13 protein-coding genes and 1 tRNA gene are annotated in these 16,077 nt (G+C 62.4%); 4 read left to right on the forward strand and 10 right to left on the reverse strand.

All coding sequences use genetic code 11. From position 1 onward, the window contains the following. Nucleotides 1-102: 102 nt before the first annotated feature. Nucleotides 103-1,116: a complex I NDUFA9 subunit family protein gene (locus PLL20_18170; protein ID HPD31924.1), complete on the reverse strand. Its 1,014-nt coding sequence runs from the start codon at nt 1,114-1,116 to the stop codon at nt 103-105. A gap of 173 nt (nt 1,117-1,289) precedes the next feature. Between PLL20_18170 and PLL20_18175 the strand changes: the two genes are divergently transcribed. From PLL20_18175 to nadD, 4 genes are read left to right on the forward strand one after another with little or no spacing between them, the layout of a single operon-like run. Further along, nucleotides 1,290-1,979 (forward strand): phosphoribosylanthranilate isomerase, encoded by a 690-nt coding sequence (locus PLL20_18175; GenBank protein ID HPD31925.1) that lies wholly within the window; start codon nt 1,290-1,292, stop codon nt 1,977-1,979. Continuing rightward, nucleotides 1,967-3,013 (forward strand): TlpA disulfide reductase family protein, encoded by a 1,047-nt coding sequence (locus tag PLL20_18180; protein ID HPD31926.1) that lies wholly within the window; start codon nt 1,967-1,969, stop codon nt 3,011-3,013. The genes PLL20_18175 and PLL20_18180 overlap by 13 nt, the downstream gene beginning before the upstream one ends. 7 nt (nt 3,014-3,020) lie before the next feature. After that, the gene (locus PLL20_18185; protein ID HPD31927.1) at nt 3,021-4,016 is read left to right on the forward strand and encodes a hypothetical protein; all 996 of its coding nucleotides are present in this window, start codon (nt 3,021-3,023) and stop codon (nt 4,014-4,016) included. Beyond that, a complete protein-coding gene (gene nadD / locus PLL20_18190; GenBank protein ID HPD31928.1) occupies nt 3,997-4,698 on the forward strand; it encodes a nicotinate (nicotinamide) nucleotide adenylyltransferase in 702 nt (233 codons plus the stop codon). Before PLL20_18185 ends, nadD begins: the two co-directional genes overlap by 20 nt. 27 nt (nt 4,699-4,725) lie before the next feature. Here the strand turns inward: nadD and PLL20_18195 are convergent, their stop codons facing one another. The 9 genes from PLL20_18195 to PLL20_18235 all read right to left on the reverse strand — a co-directional run bounded on the left by PLL20_18195 (nt 4,726) and on the right by PLL20_18235 (nt 15,358). Beyond that, nucleotides 4,726-5,052 carry a hypothetical protein gene (locus tag PLL20_18195; GenBank protein HPD31929.1) on the reverse strand — a complete coding sequence of 109 codons (327 nt, stop codon included), beginning with the start codon at nt 5,050-5,052 and terminating at the stop codon, nt 4,726-4,728. A 110-nt stretch (nt 5,053-5,162) separates the two neighbouring features. Continuing rightward, a complete protein-coding gene (locus PLL20_18200; protein ID HPD31930.1) occupies nt 5,163-5,330 on the reverse strand; it encodes a hypothetical protein in 168 nt (55 codons plus the stop codon). A gap of 75 nt (nt 5,331-5,405) precedes the next feature. Next, complete coding sequence (locus PLL20_18205; protein ID HPD31931.1) at nt 5,406-6,377, reverse strand: 1-phosphofructokinase family hexose kinase; 972 nt, start codon at nt 6,375-6,377, stop codon at nt 5,406-5,408. Continuing rightward, complete coding sequence (locus PLL20_18210) at nt 6,374-6,937, reverse strand: hypothetical protein (GenBank protein ID HPD31932.1); 564 nt, start codon at nt 6,935-6,937, stop codon at nt 6,374-6,376. The genes PLL20_18205 and PLL20_18210 overlap by 4 nt, the downstream gene beginning before the upstream one ends. 113 nt (nt 6,938-7,050) lie before the next feature. Further along, entirely contained in the window at nt 7,051-8,460 is a 1,410-nt protein-coding gene (locus PLL20_18215; GenBank protein ID HPD31933.1) for an Nramp family divalent metal transporter, read from the reverse strand. 160 nt (nt 8,461-8,620) lie between these two features. Beyond that, nucleotides 8,621-12,628 (reverse strand): M12 family metallo-peptidase, encoded by a 4,008-nt coding sequence (locus PLL20_18220; GenBank protein ID HPD31934.1) that lies wholly within the window; start codon nt 12,626-12,628, stop codon nt 8,621-8,623. 467 nt (nt 12,629-13,095) lie between these two features. Beyond that, nucleotides 13,096-13,656 (reverse strand): hypothetical protein, encoded by a 561-nt coding sequence (locus tag PLL20_18225; protein HPD31935.1) that lies wholly within the window; start codon nt 13,654-13,656, stop codon nt 13,096-13,098. Nucleotides 13,657-13,673: 17 nt separating this feature from the next. Next, nucleotides 13,674-15,026, reverse strand: a complete 1,353-nt coding sequence (locus PLL20_18230; GenBank protein HPD31936.1) for a Gfo/Idh/MocA family oxidoreductase — start codon at nt 15,024-15,026, stop codon at nt 13,674-13,676. A 260-nt stretch (nt 15,027-15,286) separates the two neighbouring features. Next, nucleotides 15,287-15,358 (reverse strand) — tRNA-Thr (locus tag PLL20_18235). Nucleotides 15,359-16,077 lie beyond the last annotated feature (719 nt).

Raw genomic sequence — 16,077 nt, forward strand, 5'->3', positions numbered from 1 at the left:
CGCCGGCTCGTCAAGACCAGGGGTTTATCCCCTCGGTTTTCTTCACACTGTTCCTGCGTCGTCCCGCGAAGACCGGCGGCATAAAGCCGCCGGCTCGTCAAGTCAGGGTATCTGATCAGCGTAGGTCGCTACTTCCTGACGGAAATCACGAAGTGTCAGGCCGAAATCCCGCTGTACCGGTCCAATATCGCAGACATTATCCTCTTGGCTCATCTGCACCTGCTCCACATTGAACTTGTAGGGCATCAGGAAGGAAGGCGTCAGGGGCAAGATGGTCCGTGCCATCAGCTTTGCGAGAAAAACAGGAACAGGAGCCTTCAACCGTCGATGCCCGACGATCGCCTCGGCGCAGATGTCGTAGAACTCGCGCCAGGTGTACTGAGCCGGCCCGCCAAGGTCGTAGGTTTTGCCGACGGTCTCGGGTTTCATCAGGGCGGCGACAAAGCACGTCGCCACATCGCGAACACTCACCGGCTGAATGCGAGCGTTGCCGCTCCCGAAATAGGGCATCACAGGCCGGCGGAGCCCGCCCGTGCAGAAGGATTTCATCATCCGCATGAAATCGCCTTCCGGGCCGTGGATCAGGCTGGGGCGAAAGATGGTCCACGCCAACGCGCTTTCGCGAACAAGCTCCTCGGCCCGCCCCTTGGTCCGGTGGTATCGACTCGGCGCATCCGGCCGACTGCCCAGCGCCGACATGTGGACATAACGATTGACTCCGGCCGATCGGCAGGCCTGCAGCACATTCCGCGTTCCCTCAACGTGAATCCGCTCGAAGGTGGCACCGGCGCGGGGATTCTCCTCAATGATCCCGACCAGATGAATCGCGCCTGCGCAGCCGGCCGCGGCCTGGCCAAGCGAGGAGACATCAAACAGATCGCCCGCCCGAATATCGCACGCGTCCGCAGTCTGCGACGGCAGGCGCGCCGACAAGTCCTTCGGCCGTCGGACAACACACACCGGCCGATACCCTTGATCGACCAGCTCTCGGAGCACGTACCCTCCGACGAAGCCGGACGCACCGGTGAGGAGAACTCGCCCGAGCCCACCGGCCTCGCGGCCAGGCTGTGTCGCGCTGGTGCTCGGCATCGAATCGGGATCCTGAGAGTCCGACATGGGTCCTTCCTCCTCCCCGCAGTCTATCCGTGAGATCATACCAAGAAAAGGCGAATCCGCCGCCCGCTCCGGGCGATACGATCGTCCGAACAGTTCGCCCGGCGTTGACCGCCTGACATGATAGCCCTAATATTCCGGCCGCCGGCCGCATAGCTGGGGGACGGAATCGAAACGTGCGAGTCAAGATCTGCGGCATTACGAGTGTCGAGGATGCGCTTCAGGCCGTCCAAGCCGGCGCCGACGCCATCGGTCTGAACTTCTATGCCGGCCCCCGACAGATCGACCTGTCTACGGGGGCGGCCATCCTGGATTCCCTGCCGCCTTTCGTGACGCCCGTTGCTCTGATAGGGGTCGCAGGCGATCAGATCGACGATGATCTCCTGACCTTGCTCATTCGCAGCCGAGTGACCCTCCTCCAGGTTCACGGTGATGTCACGATCGGCATGATGACCCGCCTTTGCGACGTCGGCTTTGCGATCATCCAACCGCTGGCGGTACGTGATTCGACGTTTGCGGCTGTGACACCGTTTTGGGGCGAGGGATCGTGGCGCCCGACGGCCGTGATCCTTGATACTTACGATCCTAACCGTGCCGGCGGGACCGGAAAGGCCTTTTGTTGGGACTGGGTGGAGGAGGCTCGCAGGGCCGGGCAATTGGACGGATGGCCACCTATCATCTTGGCAGGCGGCTTGAATCCGGATAATGTAGCCGATGCGATACGAATCGCCCGGCCTTGGGCGGTGGACGTGTCTTCCGGTGTGGAGCCGGAAGAAACGCCGGGGCGAAAAGACCCCGGCAAGCTGCGGGCTTTCATCCGCGCCGCACGAAACGCCTTTGAAAGGAACGCTGAATGCGACGACTGACTATTTCGACTCTCGCGATCGGGCTCCTGTGCGCCCCGGCGCCATGGATGTCGGCACGTGCGGCCGAGCAAGCGGCGGCGGAACCTGCGAGTTTCGCCTCTTTGGCGGACTTGCAGAGTCACTACGCGGAGAAGATCAAGAAGACCCGCCAAGCGATCGAGTCCGAGCGTCTTGCGGCCCTCGAGGCTCTGCTGAAAAAGGCTGCCACCACCGAGAGGCAGGCAATCCTTTTAGCCATGATCGAGTCGGCCGCAGCTCTCGAAAAGGCCGACCAGTTGCTCTTGCTCACTGATGAATATCTGAAGGGATCGACCAGTATTCAGGATGCGTGGCGTGTCCGGCAGGTCAGGTTCATGGCAATGGTTTCGTCCGACCGCGTGGACGAGGCAAAGGCGGAATGGGACAAAGCCAGTGAAAAGATGGACGCGGTCATGGACGTCTGGCAGCAGGTGTTCGACTCGGCGATTCTGATTGCCGACGCGATGTTGGAAGCCGGCCGTACCACGGAGGTCTCCGACCTGTACAAGACGCTTCGCAGCAAGTTTTCCTTCGTCTCCAATCTCAAAGAGGTTCTGCAACCGCGCGAAGCGGCCCTCAAGTGGATCGGCAAGACGGCGCCGGCCATTGAAGGGCAGGACCTGGAAGGCAAGCCGGTCGATCTGACGCAATACAAGGGCAAGGTCGTTCTGATCGATTTCTGGGCGACATGGTGCCCATCGTGTGTCATGACCATGCCCGAGCTGATCGAGACGTACAAGACGCATAACAAGTCGGGCTTCGAGATCATCGGGATCAGTCTGGATCAGGACAGGGAAGCGCTGAACCGCTATCTCAGCTCTCAGAAGATACCCTGGCGAATCGTTTTTGACGGAAAGGGCTGGTTCAGCCCAAGCGCACGAAGGTACGAGGTCAGCGCCATTCCCGCAACGTTCTTGATCGGTCGCGACGGCAAGATTGCGATGGCCGGTACACCGACGAAGGGTTTCGGTCCCGTGGTCAAGCGGCTGCTGCAGTCCTCGACGGACAAGAAATAACCCTCCCATGATGTCGGTGTCTGACTTTGACAAATCAGAGGCGGTCCGCCCGGAACGCATTGTCGCGGGACGACGTCCCGGCGGCGGGACAATGGCCATCTGCTGCAGCCCGTTGATGGCGCTTTGCCTGGCAGGATGCATCGGGCAATGGCGTCCGTCGAACGAGAACGTTTCTCAAGCACTCCAGGCGCAGCGTACCGGCAGATTTGAGTCTTGCCTGCGTGCCAACCGCCTTGGCCGGTGGCTCTACGAGCGAATCGAACTGCCCGAGCGCGAGGGCCGGCCGATCCGAATGCATGTCAGGCAGGTTGACCGGGAACGATTGCGGGAAGGAGTTCTTGAAGACCGACCGTTCCTGAAGCTCGAGGAGTACCTGGACCTCAAACGGGTCGCCACGCGAACGGCCGATGAGCCGGCGGCGACGCAGCCCGCCGGTCGTGACGGCTTGACTCAGCGAAGACCGCGAGCCCCCCTTGACGGGGGCACGGGCATCTTCTTTCGTTTGACCGACGCCGCCGATCCGATGCCGTTGGAGTTGGAATCGGAGAAAACGATCACCAGCGAGACTGCGGTAGTCTACTACAATTACCGGGGCATTCCGCAGGCGAAGGGCAGGCTCTATCGATGCACCGAGTTCGAAGGCATCGAGGACATCGAGTGTCCGGCCGGGCGTTTTGAGGGGTGCGTTCGGATTCGGGTGGACCTGAGAATACGCTTCCCGTGGGTGGCCATCGTTGATCTGACAACTTACCTCTGGCTCTCACCCGAGGTCGGCGAAGTCCGACGCGTGCAGCGGCTCAGCGGCTGGTTTCTGGTTTTTCCATTTGTCAGTGCGGACGAGTATCGGCTTGTTTGTTACGGTCCGAGCGCGGAAGCCGCGCAGCCGCCGGCCTGCGCTGCGGCGATGTGGAAGACCGGGGCCGTTCTTCTGGAGGGCGATTACCCGGGCATCCGCATCGCCGGCATGGTGATCGATTTCGAGGATGCCCAGGCAGGGCAATGACGGGCATGGCTGGCTGCACGGCGGCCGCGCGTTTATATTCACGGCCGTGATCGAGGGCTGGACAATGGCACGCGGCGGCTTGCTGCTCTTCGGCGGAAGCTTCAATCCCATACACGTCGGGCACCTGATTATTGCGCGCGCCGCCGCCGAGCAACTGGGCGTCGAGCGGACGATCGTGATCCCCTCGGCCTCTCCACCACACAAGACGGGCAGCGATCTGGCATCTCCTGAGCACCGCCTGGCCATGGTGCATCTGGCCATCGCCGATGAGCCGGCCTTCGAGGTCAGCGATATCGAGCTTCGACGCGAGGGACCGAGCTACACTCTTCTGACGGTCCAGGCGTATCGCCGACAGCTTGGTGCCGATGTGCCCCTGTACTGGCTGATCGGCGGCGACACGCTGCCGGAACTGCACAGTTGGTACCAAATCGCCGAACTCGTCGATCTCTGCCGCATCGTCACTGCCGTGCGCCCAGGCTTTGAAACGCCCGACTTTTCGACGCTGTTCGGCTGCCTGTCGCTCGCCCAGGTCCAGCGGCTGCGCGAAGGGATTCTCGATACGCCGCGGATCGACATCTCCGCCACACAAATACGCGCGCGAGTCCGCGAGGGGCGATCGATTCGCTACCTGGTGCCGGAAAGCGTTATCGAGTACATCGACCGGGAGCGACTCTATCGTTAAAGGTCGGGTCAGCGTTTGTCGTCGGGGTCAACGAGCGGCGGCGAGTTGTTCTTCCTGCAAAACGGTACGCAAGCCGCGAGCAATGAGTTGGGCGCGGGTCGTCTTGCGACGGCGGGCGACCTGGTCGATTCTCTGCAGCAGCTTCTTCTCGATGGTCACGGAAATCGCTTGCGACCCGGCTCCGATCCGCGGGCGGCCGGGCTTGCGTTTGGCTCGGTCCAGGCGATTCTTCACCGAGCGAGGCAACGGACCGAAAGTGTCCACGACGAATTCCCGGTCAAACTCCTCGGACAACGCGTCCAACTCCGCTGGGCTGAGCTGGGAGATCGGTTTCTTCTTTGAGTGTCTTTTCATCGCTTACCTCTTCGTCGTCGTTGGCGGTTCCAGCGGCGCTTCTCGCGGGTTGTCAGCGGGCGCGCGTGAATAACCAACGCGCTGTCATCCTCGTCGAGGACGTAGACAACCTACAGCAGCCTTCCGCTTGATGTCGGCCCCCAGCAGGCCAGTTTGTCATCCTTCCGATACTGTGGGTACGGTTCGGCGGCAATCTCAATCACCCATTCCGCTTCCTCGGGCGTGACGCCGTGGCTTGTCACCTTCGACTGATTCCACGTTATCCATCGGAACTCCACGTCATGCCCTCTAATATTATATATACAAAACTCGGCACGGCCAACTCATACCGCAGAACCCCGAATTCAGGTCGATCATCCGCCTCCGAGCCTAACATCAGCGATTTCACTGTCTTGCAACAACTGGTTGACGTCGCAGGCCTGGAAGACCGCGGGCTGATCGGTCATGGCCGATGCCGCCGAGACGGCCAGGGCCTGGCGGAAGGCGTTCTCGACCTGCCAATCCGGACGCGTGGTCGCGGCGAGAAAGCCGGCCAGCATGGCATCGCCACAGCCGACCGTGCTACGGACGCTATCGGGCGGAACCGGCGCCCGGCCTTTGAAGACCCGTCCTTCGGCAAAGCACATCGCCCCTCGTTCACCCATTGTGACCAGGACGAGCGGTATGTGCTCGTTGAGCCGGCGGCCGGCCTCGATTACTTCGCTTTCGTGAGAAATCTGAAAGCCGAGCAATTCGCCGAGTTCGAAAAGGTTCGGCTTGAGCAGCCACAAAGGCAGCTTTGCCGCTTCACGAAGATGATCGCCGGAACTGTCCACCACGACGTGAGCACCTCCGTCCATGCACGCCCGCAGTAGCTGAACAAACCGGCTGGCGTCCAGGCCGGGGGCACACGATCCCGTGAAAACGAGAAGGCAGTCGGGATTGGAGAGGGTGGTCAGCTCGGTTGTCAGTTGCTGAATATCATCTTGGGTCACCGTCGGTCCGGTGTCGCGAATGTGGGTTTCGGTGTGCCCGACCGGATCGACGATCGTGATGTTCTCGCGGGTGGCTCCGGTGATCGGAGTCAGGCGGACGGCCACGCCCGCTTGACGCAGGGCGTCCTCGAACAACGCTAACGATTCGGCTCCCACCCAACCGGCCGCGGTGCTCGGCGACCCGAGGGCGGCCATGGCTCGCGAGACGTTGATTGCCTTTCCGGCCGGCAGCAGCGACCGCATGCGACCCCTCAGGTGCGCGCCAACACGGAAATCGGGGACTTCGATAATCCGATCGATGGTCGGGTTCAACGTGACGGTCACGACGGATCGAACGACGGGCAGACTCATTGATTCGGCAGCTTTTCCGTGGGCCGGGGCAGAGGATCCTCGATTGGGGCCGTCGGCGGTTTCTCGCTAATCAGAATGCGCACCGGTCCGCCCTCGAACTGGAATCGAAGCACCGCTGAGGCGTGCTCATCACGCAGTTGCGGCGCAGAATGCGTCCAGCACGCACCATCGAACGCCTCATCTCCACAGGGTATCAAGGCAAACTGCTGCGGTCCGGTGTCCGACGGGATGGTCAGCACGACGTTTTCAACTGCCTTAGCCGGGCCGCCCGCAGCGTCCAGCACATAAAGCCGTCCGGCGTCGACGACCCACTCGATGTACCCCTGCTTGTCCGGCATGGTCAGGAGACGGCCGCCATGAGGGGGCTTCACGGCCGGAGTCGTGTCAATGTCGGTAGTGGCCTGCGGCGCAGTAACGGGTCGGCTGTCCGGTGACGGCACCGCAGGCGACGGTTGGTCCCTATCGCAGCCACCCACGCACAACAGGCCGATGGTCAACGCAAGGACAAACGAGTGCTTGAGTTTCAATCGATCGATGTTGCGAGGTTGATGCCTGCTCATGTTACTACAACTTCCTGCTTGTCAGAATCGTGCCTGGCGATGTGTCCCAGGCGCCTCGGCGTGCAGGTATTCTAGTGGGTGCGCCGGCAGGCGCCAACTGACCGGTACCGGCCTCACGACGTGAGAAGCGACCGGACACTGCCGGGCAACACGGTGAAACACAGGATTCCGAAGAGGACTGCCGCGATGGCAAGCAACACGACCAACAGCCAGCCGGGACGAAGCTCACGGAGGGCGTGGCGCGGAACGAGCTTGGGCAGAATCAGGAAGAACGCCGCAAGAATCGCCAACGCTTGTAGCGGCGTGAGAAGGATGCCGTCAAGCTGACCGCCGAGCTTAACAAGCCTGACCGGGTCAAAGAAGACGACTGCAACGAGGTTGGTGAGCACAAAGAAGAGCAAGAAGGCCCGGAATTGCCAGACGTGCGGGAAGCGTGAAAAGGGCGGGCAGATGATTCGGATGCAATCGGCAAGCAGCCGCGGCCAGCCTGCAAGCTGACCGACCTGGGTGCTGATCATGGCTGCCGAGCCGGCGATCAGGAACAACTTGGCGCCCAGCACACCCCATCGGCTTGAGAAGAGACGGGAGAGAGTGAAGGCGACCTCCTCTCCCTGGGGAACCAGACGCTCGGGCCGCAAGACGCCCGCCCCGGCCAGGCAAAAGCAGGCGGTGATGACGACGCCGATGGACGCTGCCACGATTGCATCGGTCCGGACCACACGACACCAGCCTCGCAAGGTGCGGGCCTCTTCGGACGTCAGGATCGCCAGGCGGTGCTCGTCGGCGCTCTTGCCGTATCCGCGTCCCGCGGCCATGCCGTAGCCGGCGCCAAGAACCCAATAGGTATACCAGACCTGGCTGGCAAATCCGCCGGCTGCCCAGCCCATGAGCGGGAGAATCTCTCGCCACGGTGAACCGTTTGGGCCGGCATCGGGTGCCCAAGACGGCAAGGACATGGGTTCGAGTCCGACCAATCCGCGGGCGATGTCGGCCAGCGGCGGCAGCACTGTCACAGCGACGTAGAGCACGCCAACGACGATGATCATCACCAGGCCGCTCATCACCGCCTTGAGCAGATCGAAACGCCCGGCCCATGAGACGCTGACCGCAAAGACGGAGGCGGCCGCTCCCCAGGTGATCGCTCCGCCGGGCAAGGGCAGCAGCGAGTTCAGAAAGACGCCGGCGACCTTGGCCAGCGCGCCGATGGAGACGATTGCAGCGGGGAACTGCACGGCCAGGACGAGCCAGATGAACCAGTGCCGCGGGCCCGGCATCCGCCGGAAGAGGTCGATCATTCCCTCGCCAGTAACCGCCGTCCACTGCGCACCGGCCATTCCGATGCTGCACTTCAGGACGATGGCCGCGACGATCGCCCACAATGCGGCCGTGCCCAGCAGCGCCCCGGTGCGCGTGGCGAGAATCACCTCGCCTGAGCCGATGTACTCGGCGCACCAGACGAGCGATGGGCCGACCATGGCCAGCATGGCCAAGCCGCGCGGTGCAATGCGGATTCTGTGAGACATGCCGTGTCGCCTCTCGAACTGACGGGCGAATTGTACGGCACGGCACCGATTATGAACAGGCTGTCCGCAACTCCGGCGAGAGACTCAGAGTCTGACAGGGCACGGCCGCGCACGAGCGGACAAGCCGCCAGTGCAATGGCTGGGCTGACCAAACTGCACATCAGTTCGCGCAAGCCGCGCCGGCCGGCACGTTCTCGCCGCTGAAGCACCGTTCGAAGACGGCGAAATCAGCCTGGTCAACGTCGCCGTCGTTGTCAAAATCACTGCTGCCACAGCCGCTGGCGCAGGGGATGCCCGGGCCGGACGCACAGAGTTCGAAGACGGCGAGGTCGTCCGGATCGACATCGCCGTCGCGGTTGAAGTCCGGGGCAATCAGCGGCGGGCAACCGTTTGCGTCGACGGTCGCGCCGGGGACCGTGTTCGGGCAGTTGTCACAGTCGTTGGGTACCCCGTCGCCATCAGCATCGGGATCGTTTTGATCGGGGACCCCGTTGTTGTTACAGTCCTTTGCCCGCCATCCGGAGTTGCCCCGGCCGAACGCGCTCTCGTGGGTGCCGCTCGAATCGACGGCCGCCTTGACCCAGTAATAGTAGGTTTGGCCGGGGGTCGCCGACGTGTCGTAGTAGCTCGTGTTCGTCCGCCAGCTCGATACTGGCGCAGCCGTGCTTGAGCCGGGCGTCGTGCTGCGATAGACGCGGTAATAGGAAGCGCCCTCGACCGTCGGCCACGAAACGGCGACGTGATCCACGGAGGTTCCGTCACTGGCCGTCGCGGTCGGGCCGGTCAATGCCCGCCAGCCGGTGTTCGAATTGCTGACCGAATCGCGCGTCCCCTGCGGATCCATAGAGGCCCTGGCCCAATAGTAATATGTCAGGCCCGGCGTCGCGGTCGTGTCGTCGAACGAGGTCACTTCATACGCCCAGTCCCCCAGGGGCGAAGACATCTTCGGATTGGAATTGCTGCCCCGATAGACACGATAGTAGCAACCGGATACGGGGCTGAGATTCCACGTGATCTGCACGTGGTTGGTGGACGCGCCATCGGTCGCGCTGGTGTTCGTCGGCGGCGGCAGGGCCCGCCAGCCGACATCCCCGGCGCTGAAATCGCTGGCCTTGGTGCCCGTGGAAGTCGCGGCGGCTTTGATCCAGTAATAGAAATCCACGCAGTACGCAGTGTAATCGCTGTAGCTCGTGGCGGTCTGCCAGGAGCCCTGTGCCGATGCGGTGGCCGGGTCGTTCGTCGAGCTGCGGTAGACGCGATAGTACGTCGCCATCGGCGATGCGTCCCACGTGATCAGAATGCGGGTGTCGTCCGTACCGTCGGTCGCGGACACGTTGGCCGGCGGCGTGAACGCCTTCCACCCAACGTCATTGACGACCAAGCCGGTTGCCCGTAAGCCGGAGCTGGAGACAGCCGCTCTTACCCAGTAGTAGTAGGACACTCCCGCCGGCGTCGTCGTGTCGGCGTAGCTGGTGTCGGTGATCCATCCCGTCAGCGCTGTGGCCTGGCCGGGGTCGCTGGACACACCGCGATACACGCAATAGTGGGTCGCGCCCGTCGGGCTGTTCCATTGCACGAGAACGTGGTCGGCCGAAGTCCCCTTGGAAGCCTCGACAATCGGAGGGGTGAGTGCCCGCCAGCCGGTGTTGTACGCGCTGAAGTCGCTCGGATGATCGCCAGTACTGCTCATGGCAGCCTGAACCCAGTAGTAATATAGCGCGCCGGGGGAGGTTGTGGTGTCGTCCCACCACAGCGCGGGAATCCACGAGGTCATGGCCGTGGCCGTGATGCTGTTGTTGGTCGTGTTGCGATAGACGCGGTAATGCGTCGCCCCGGCAGCAGCCTCCCAAGCGACCCGCACCTTATCGATGTAATCACCGTCGGACGCCGTCACATTCGCCGGCGGCGCCAGCCCCCGCCAGCCGCTGTCAGACGCGCTGAAGCTGCTCGTCCCGCCGCAGAGATTGACGACCTTGATCCAGTAGTAGTAAGTCGTATATGGGGTGCAGGAGGCGTCCTGGTAACCGGTCGTGGTCCAGTTATCCTCGATCTTGGTGGCTGTGCCGCTGTTGTTCGTGGTGTTGCGCCAGATCTCGCAGTGCGACAAGGCGCCCGCCGGCAACGTCCAGGTGACATAGACGTAGGGGTAGCCGCCGTCAGAGGCAGAGACGTTCGTCGCAACGCCCGGCCCCGGACATACAAAACTGAAGTTGGTGTCGCTGATGTCAAAGAAGACGTTTCCGACGGCTTCCACCTTGATGCGTGCCTGGCTGCTGGATGTTTCCGGCATGACCACGCCCGCAGAGCCGTCATTGGCGGTGTTGCTGGCCAGGAGGTACGGATACGTGAGACCGCCGTCGACCGAGAGGCGAATGTTGACGTAGCTGCAGTTGACAGGCGCCAAGTGAGTCGATGCCCTGTCCCATGTCACTACCCCGGAACCATACCAAGTGACCGCGGAGTTCGGGGAGGTCACCCGGAACGGTCCGGCTGACGTGGTCACCGTGAGAATGGTATCGCCATTGGTCACGCCTCCGCCTCCGGCGCGGTTATCGCGGACTGTGCAGCGCATTTTCAATGTGCGGTTCGTATTGGGAAGTTGCTCGCCGAGGGGTGTCGTGTTGTTCAGCAAATCGCTGAGCCGCGGGAAGGTCCGAGAGGGGTCGGGTGAGGGCGGCCAGGAGCGGAAGAGCGGACTGCTGCCGTTATCCGGGTCGGTCAGGGCCTGCCGGGGCCCCAAGTCCATTTCTTCCCAGCAGTAAGTCAGCGGATCACCGTTGGGATCGCTGGCGGTGGCCGTCAGGGTGAACGGCGTCTGCTTGGGAATGGTATACGGTCCGGGCACGGTGAGTGAGGGGGCGGTATTGCCTGTCGCAGTGAGGGTGCCACACGTCCCGCCCGTGCCGGTCGAGCAGTAAGCACGGATTTTCTCATAGCTGATTGCGTGGAAGTAATCATCGTTCCATCGCTGGATGTCATCCACCCCGCAGGAACCGGCATAGGACATGACCGTCGTTCCGCTGCCCGGCTCACACGCCGTCGCACTGCCCCATTGGTCGGCGGCGCAGCCAAGACCGTTCCAGGTGTGGTGTGACCCGAGTTGATGACCCATCTCATGAATGATGATCTGAATGGTGAACGACTCGTCATCCCACGGCTCGCAGGCGGAGCCCGCCAACGCCTTGCTATTGCTGCAAACCACGCTGACGCCCGCCAGGCCGCTGGCACCACTGGGCTGCGTCCCCAGGACGTGGCCGATATCATAGTTGGCCGAGCCGATGACGCTGTCGATATTGGTCTGGTTCTCATTGATCATCGTGCTCAAGTCGCCATTGCTGTAAGGGTCGGTCGCGCTGTTGGTGTAAATCAGCAGGTTGTTGTTGGCCACCAGTTGAAGACGGATCGTGAACTCCTGCTCATAGATCCCGCTGATGCGATTGACCATAGTGGCGAGCGAAGATTGGGTCTGTGCGACACCACCCTTGTAGGCTGTGTACTCGGCGGTGGTGGCAATCGCGATGCGATACGTTCGGAGCTGGCTGCCCGAACCGGCGCCCAACGGGCCGGCCTCGGTTTCCATCAACCCTTCGGAAAGCTCTATGTGGTCGTCGGTGAGGCAGGTCCAAGCCGCGGCTTCCGGATCGATGTCGCGGCGATAGAAACTGACGTATTGTGTCGTCTGTCCCCTGGCGGACGGATCCACGAATACCGAACCCGAGGGGGAACGAATCAGCGCATGGAACCCGGCCGGCGTCCAGTCGAATCGCACCGTCGCATGAGGATCATCGATACCTTGGCCAACATAAGTCTTGATTTCCGGAAACTGGGCCGCCAATTCCGGGGCCATCACCGGCGACTCGACGTAGCTGAACCGCTGGTAGCTTCCGTCGGGCATGGGCAGGGTGATCACGGACGGCGAGTGGTCCGCGCGCAGGGCGGACTCATGCGGTGCTTTATGCAGGCTTTGCATCAGAAGCGTCTGATCAAGCTGAACCAGCCGATATGACTTCAGGGCGCTGCCCCATTGGACGTTGGCGGTGCGATGCTGTTCGGCATCCTGCCAAAGGCCGTCATCCGAAGCTGCTCCGAGGAGAAATTGAGGACCCCCAATGGCGAAGCAGAACATCGCGCACAGGGACACCAAGACCTGCCGGGGTGAGGCTCGCATACTATAAGCTCCTTTCAGCTACCGATTGCCGACGTTTTCGTAACGGGATCGGGGAGCGGATATGCGGGCCATTCACCGGCCTCAGCGGACACGTCTCGCCGAAACGAAACGGCCAAGCGACGGCCACTGGCTCATGGCAACCATACACACCCCCTGGGCCACGATATGCTGATTCTACCCAGATCTAACGACAAACGCCAGCTTTGCGAAACGATCAGTGTAGCCGTCCAAGGTGCAGTATGACCACACGAGAAGCGGTTGCTTTGGCATTCCCCTTCGCAAAGCGTACAGTTCAAGCGTGAACGCGTGGTCCGATTACCACGATTCCGACATCCTGACAGGCAAACGCGGTACCGGTAGCCGTGACGGCCGAGACTTACCGCCGGCATCTTCGCATCGACGGCACGACCGGGCTTGCGCTGCCAAGCCCTTGTATTCGTTGCGCGCCGAATCCTCGGTCTCGCCCCTCATCCTCTGACTGGTTTGACTTGGGTGGCCTTCGTGGGAACGAGCTTGGCGCTTGGATAATCGGCGATGTCGACGCCACGCTGACGCAGCGATACGGCGATATTCGGCCTGAAGTCTTCCGGCGCGGATTCCAAGGCCGCTTTCAGTGCCAGCAGGGACTTTTCGCCTGGCAGACGCTGGAGTGCCATGCGGGCGTCTTCTCGCAAGTCCGCATTGGCCAACAGCGGCTCGATCGCACCGACGGTCTCGTCACCCGCGATTTCCGAGAGCATCCACAAGACCTCGCGCCGGACGGCTGGGGGCTGCTCGCTTTCGCACAGGGTCAACAATTCGGCCACCACCGACTTACGCTCGTCGTCGGCAGCAGGTCGCCCTACATGACGAACGATCTGCCATAAGGCGTTTTTGGCGGCTCGGGCCACCTCCATTTCGCCGCTCGCCATGATCTCGGCCAGTTGCTTGACGGCGCCGGCTCCGGCCTGCGCGGCCTTGAGCACGGCGGCAGCCCGCGTTTTATCATCTTTGTCCTGGATCTTTGTGATCAGTTCGTTTGCATCCATGTTGGCATTTCCATCTTTCAAAGGTGGTAAGGATACCGTTGTGGCCGTCCCATCATGCGCCTGGCCTGCTCATCGCCGACGATTTCCTGCCGAGCTTGGTCCCAGTGAATCTTCCGGCCGAGGATAAAGGCCAGATTCCCGAGATTGCACAGATTGGCCACGCCGACGGCCGCCTCGATATTCATGATGGTTTTCCTGCCGGTCGTGATGCCTTCGAACCAGTCTTCGTAGTGGCCAGGGCTCTTGGGGACGTCCTTGGCACCGGCAGGCGGGACCCATTCGCGGGCCTTTCGCTCCGCCCAAGTACCCCCGTCACCACCCCAGTGGGTGAAGGTGCCTTTGGTGCCGTGATACACCGCGCCATAGCCGGGCCGCGTGATTTGAGGTTCATCCGGGCGTCGTTCTTCAGCCTTGGGGGCGTTGTCCGGATGCTGGCTCCAGATCAATGTCCAGTCAGGGTTCTTGAACGTGTAGATGACCTCCATTTCGACAGCGGCGTCCCACAAGCCCTTGGTTGGCCGCGTGCCGGTCGCTTCGACCGTCACCGGGCCGGTGCCATCAGCTCCCATCCACCACATGGCGCAGCTCATGACGTGGGCCCCGCGGTCGCGGATTTGGCCGCCGCCCGATTCCATGATCCAGCGGAACGCGCCCGGGCAGTATTTCCGGTTATATGGTCGCCAGCGCATCGGGCCCAGCCACAGGTCCCAGTCGAGTTCAGGCGGCGGCTCGCTGTCGGGAACGGGATTGTCATCGGACGGTGACGGGTAGTGGAAACACCAGACCCTGTCGATGCGACCGATGTTGTCGTTCACCAGGTACCGATGAGCAAGGTATGCTTCGTGCTCGGAGCGACCCTGTGAACCAACCTGCACGGAGATTCTGTTTTCGCGGGCGGCCCGGACCATTGCCTTGCCTTCTTCAATGGTGCAGCAAGCGGGCTTCTCGACGTACACGTGCTTGCCGCATTCGGCCGCGTGAACCGTCTGCACCGCATGCCAGTGGTCGGGCGTTGCGATGACGACCACGTCGATGTCCTTGCGCTCCAGGATGTAGCGATAATCGCGGTAGACATCGGCCTGCGGCCCGGCGTTCCGGGATGCCTCGGCTAGGCGGCTCTCGTCCACATCGCAGACGGCGACGACATTGACCTGCCCCCTTTTCATTCTTTCGACCATGTTTCGCAGGTGGTAGGTGCCCATGCCACCGACGCCGATGTGCCCGACGGTCAGGCGATCGTTCGCACCCGGACGGCCGGCGGCCGCGAGCGCGCGATGGGAGACGAGATACGGAAGCCCCAGGATGCCGCCAGTCAGCATGCCGCTCGCCTTCAGGAGAGTGCGACGACCGATCCTGGCTGAACGATTCATGAGGCAAGCTCCTTTCCCGACCGCGAGGTCGGACCCGTTCGAAACGCACGGCGAAACCCGGCGATGTCGGGGCTTCTGTCCGAGCCAATCTAACCGCTGGGCGGACGGCCAACAATCCGGGGGAGGAACCGGCCGGCGCTGGCAAGCGAGCGTTCAGCGACCTGGCCTGGCAACGGTCACGTTAGCAGGGCGGGCATGGCCGGCCAACATGTTGTGAGCCAGGATGAGGCGTAAGACCTTTACAGCAAATGGGTTGAGAAAGCCGACGGTGGGAATCGAACCCACAACCTGCGCTTTACGAAAGCGCCGCTCTGCCATTGAGCCACGTCGGCAAAGTCCTGAGGCGGACCGCCTCTTTGCGGGCCGCAACCCAAACCGCACTGCGATCCAGAAACGGGCGCGCAAGCCGCCCCGATGTCTGGCCATAAGATTCCAGCCTCGGTCCGACGCACCAAGCCGTCGAACCGGTGGACTTTTCACCTTAAGCGAGAAGAGGCTGAATGACAAGGGTCTCAAAGCAAGCGGAAGCGGGATCCGCGACCGCCATGGCGGGGGTGCAGCACCTGGCGGCTGGTTACCCGTTTCTTGTGCGGCCCCGGCGTGGACGGGGGGCACTCCAGCTTCGTCATTCAGCGTACGTGCCGGCCCAATCACTCCGGGCCTCGGCATGGAACCTGCCCGACTGGCCTGCCCGGCGAAAAATAACCCCGCGGTACCCAACCCGGGCACCGCGGGGCCGTTGAAAGGGGACACGACAGCTTCCATGAGATATTTAGGATTCATTCGGGCGAAAATCAAACGGAAATATGACAAAATCGGCGGGGTGGGCGCGGCCTCCTGCCTGCCAGGGGGTGTTTTCCCGGACGATGCCGCGTTCTCGGACGAAGTGGGGGGCCGGGGATCGAGGCCGGCAGGGAGAACCTCGCCCTCCCTGCCCGGCGTGTCGCCGCGGGCAGGGATTGGTCCGGAAAAGGTCACCATTTCAGGCCATCGGGTCGGTTTACGACGCCGGCCGGGGCGATTTGGTGATTGGGTTCAGGACAACTTTCCG

The organism is Phycisphaerae bacterium, from assembly GCA_035384605.1.
In the GTDB taxonomy this organism is placed as follows: Bacteria; Planctomycetota; Phycisphaerae; order UBA1845; family PWPN01; genus JAUCQB01.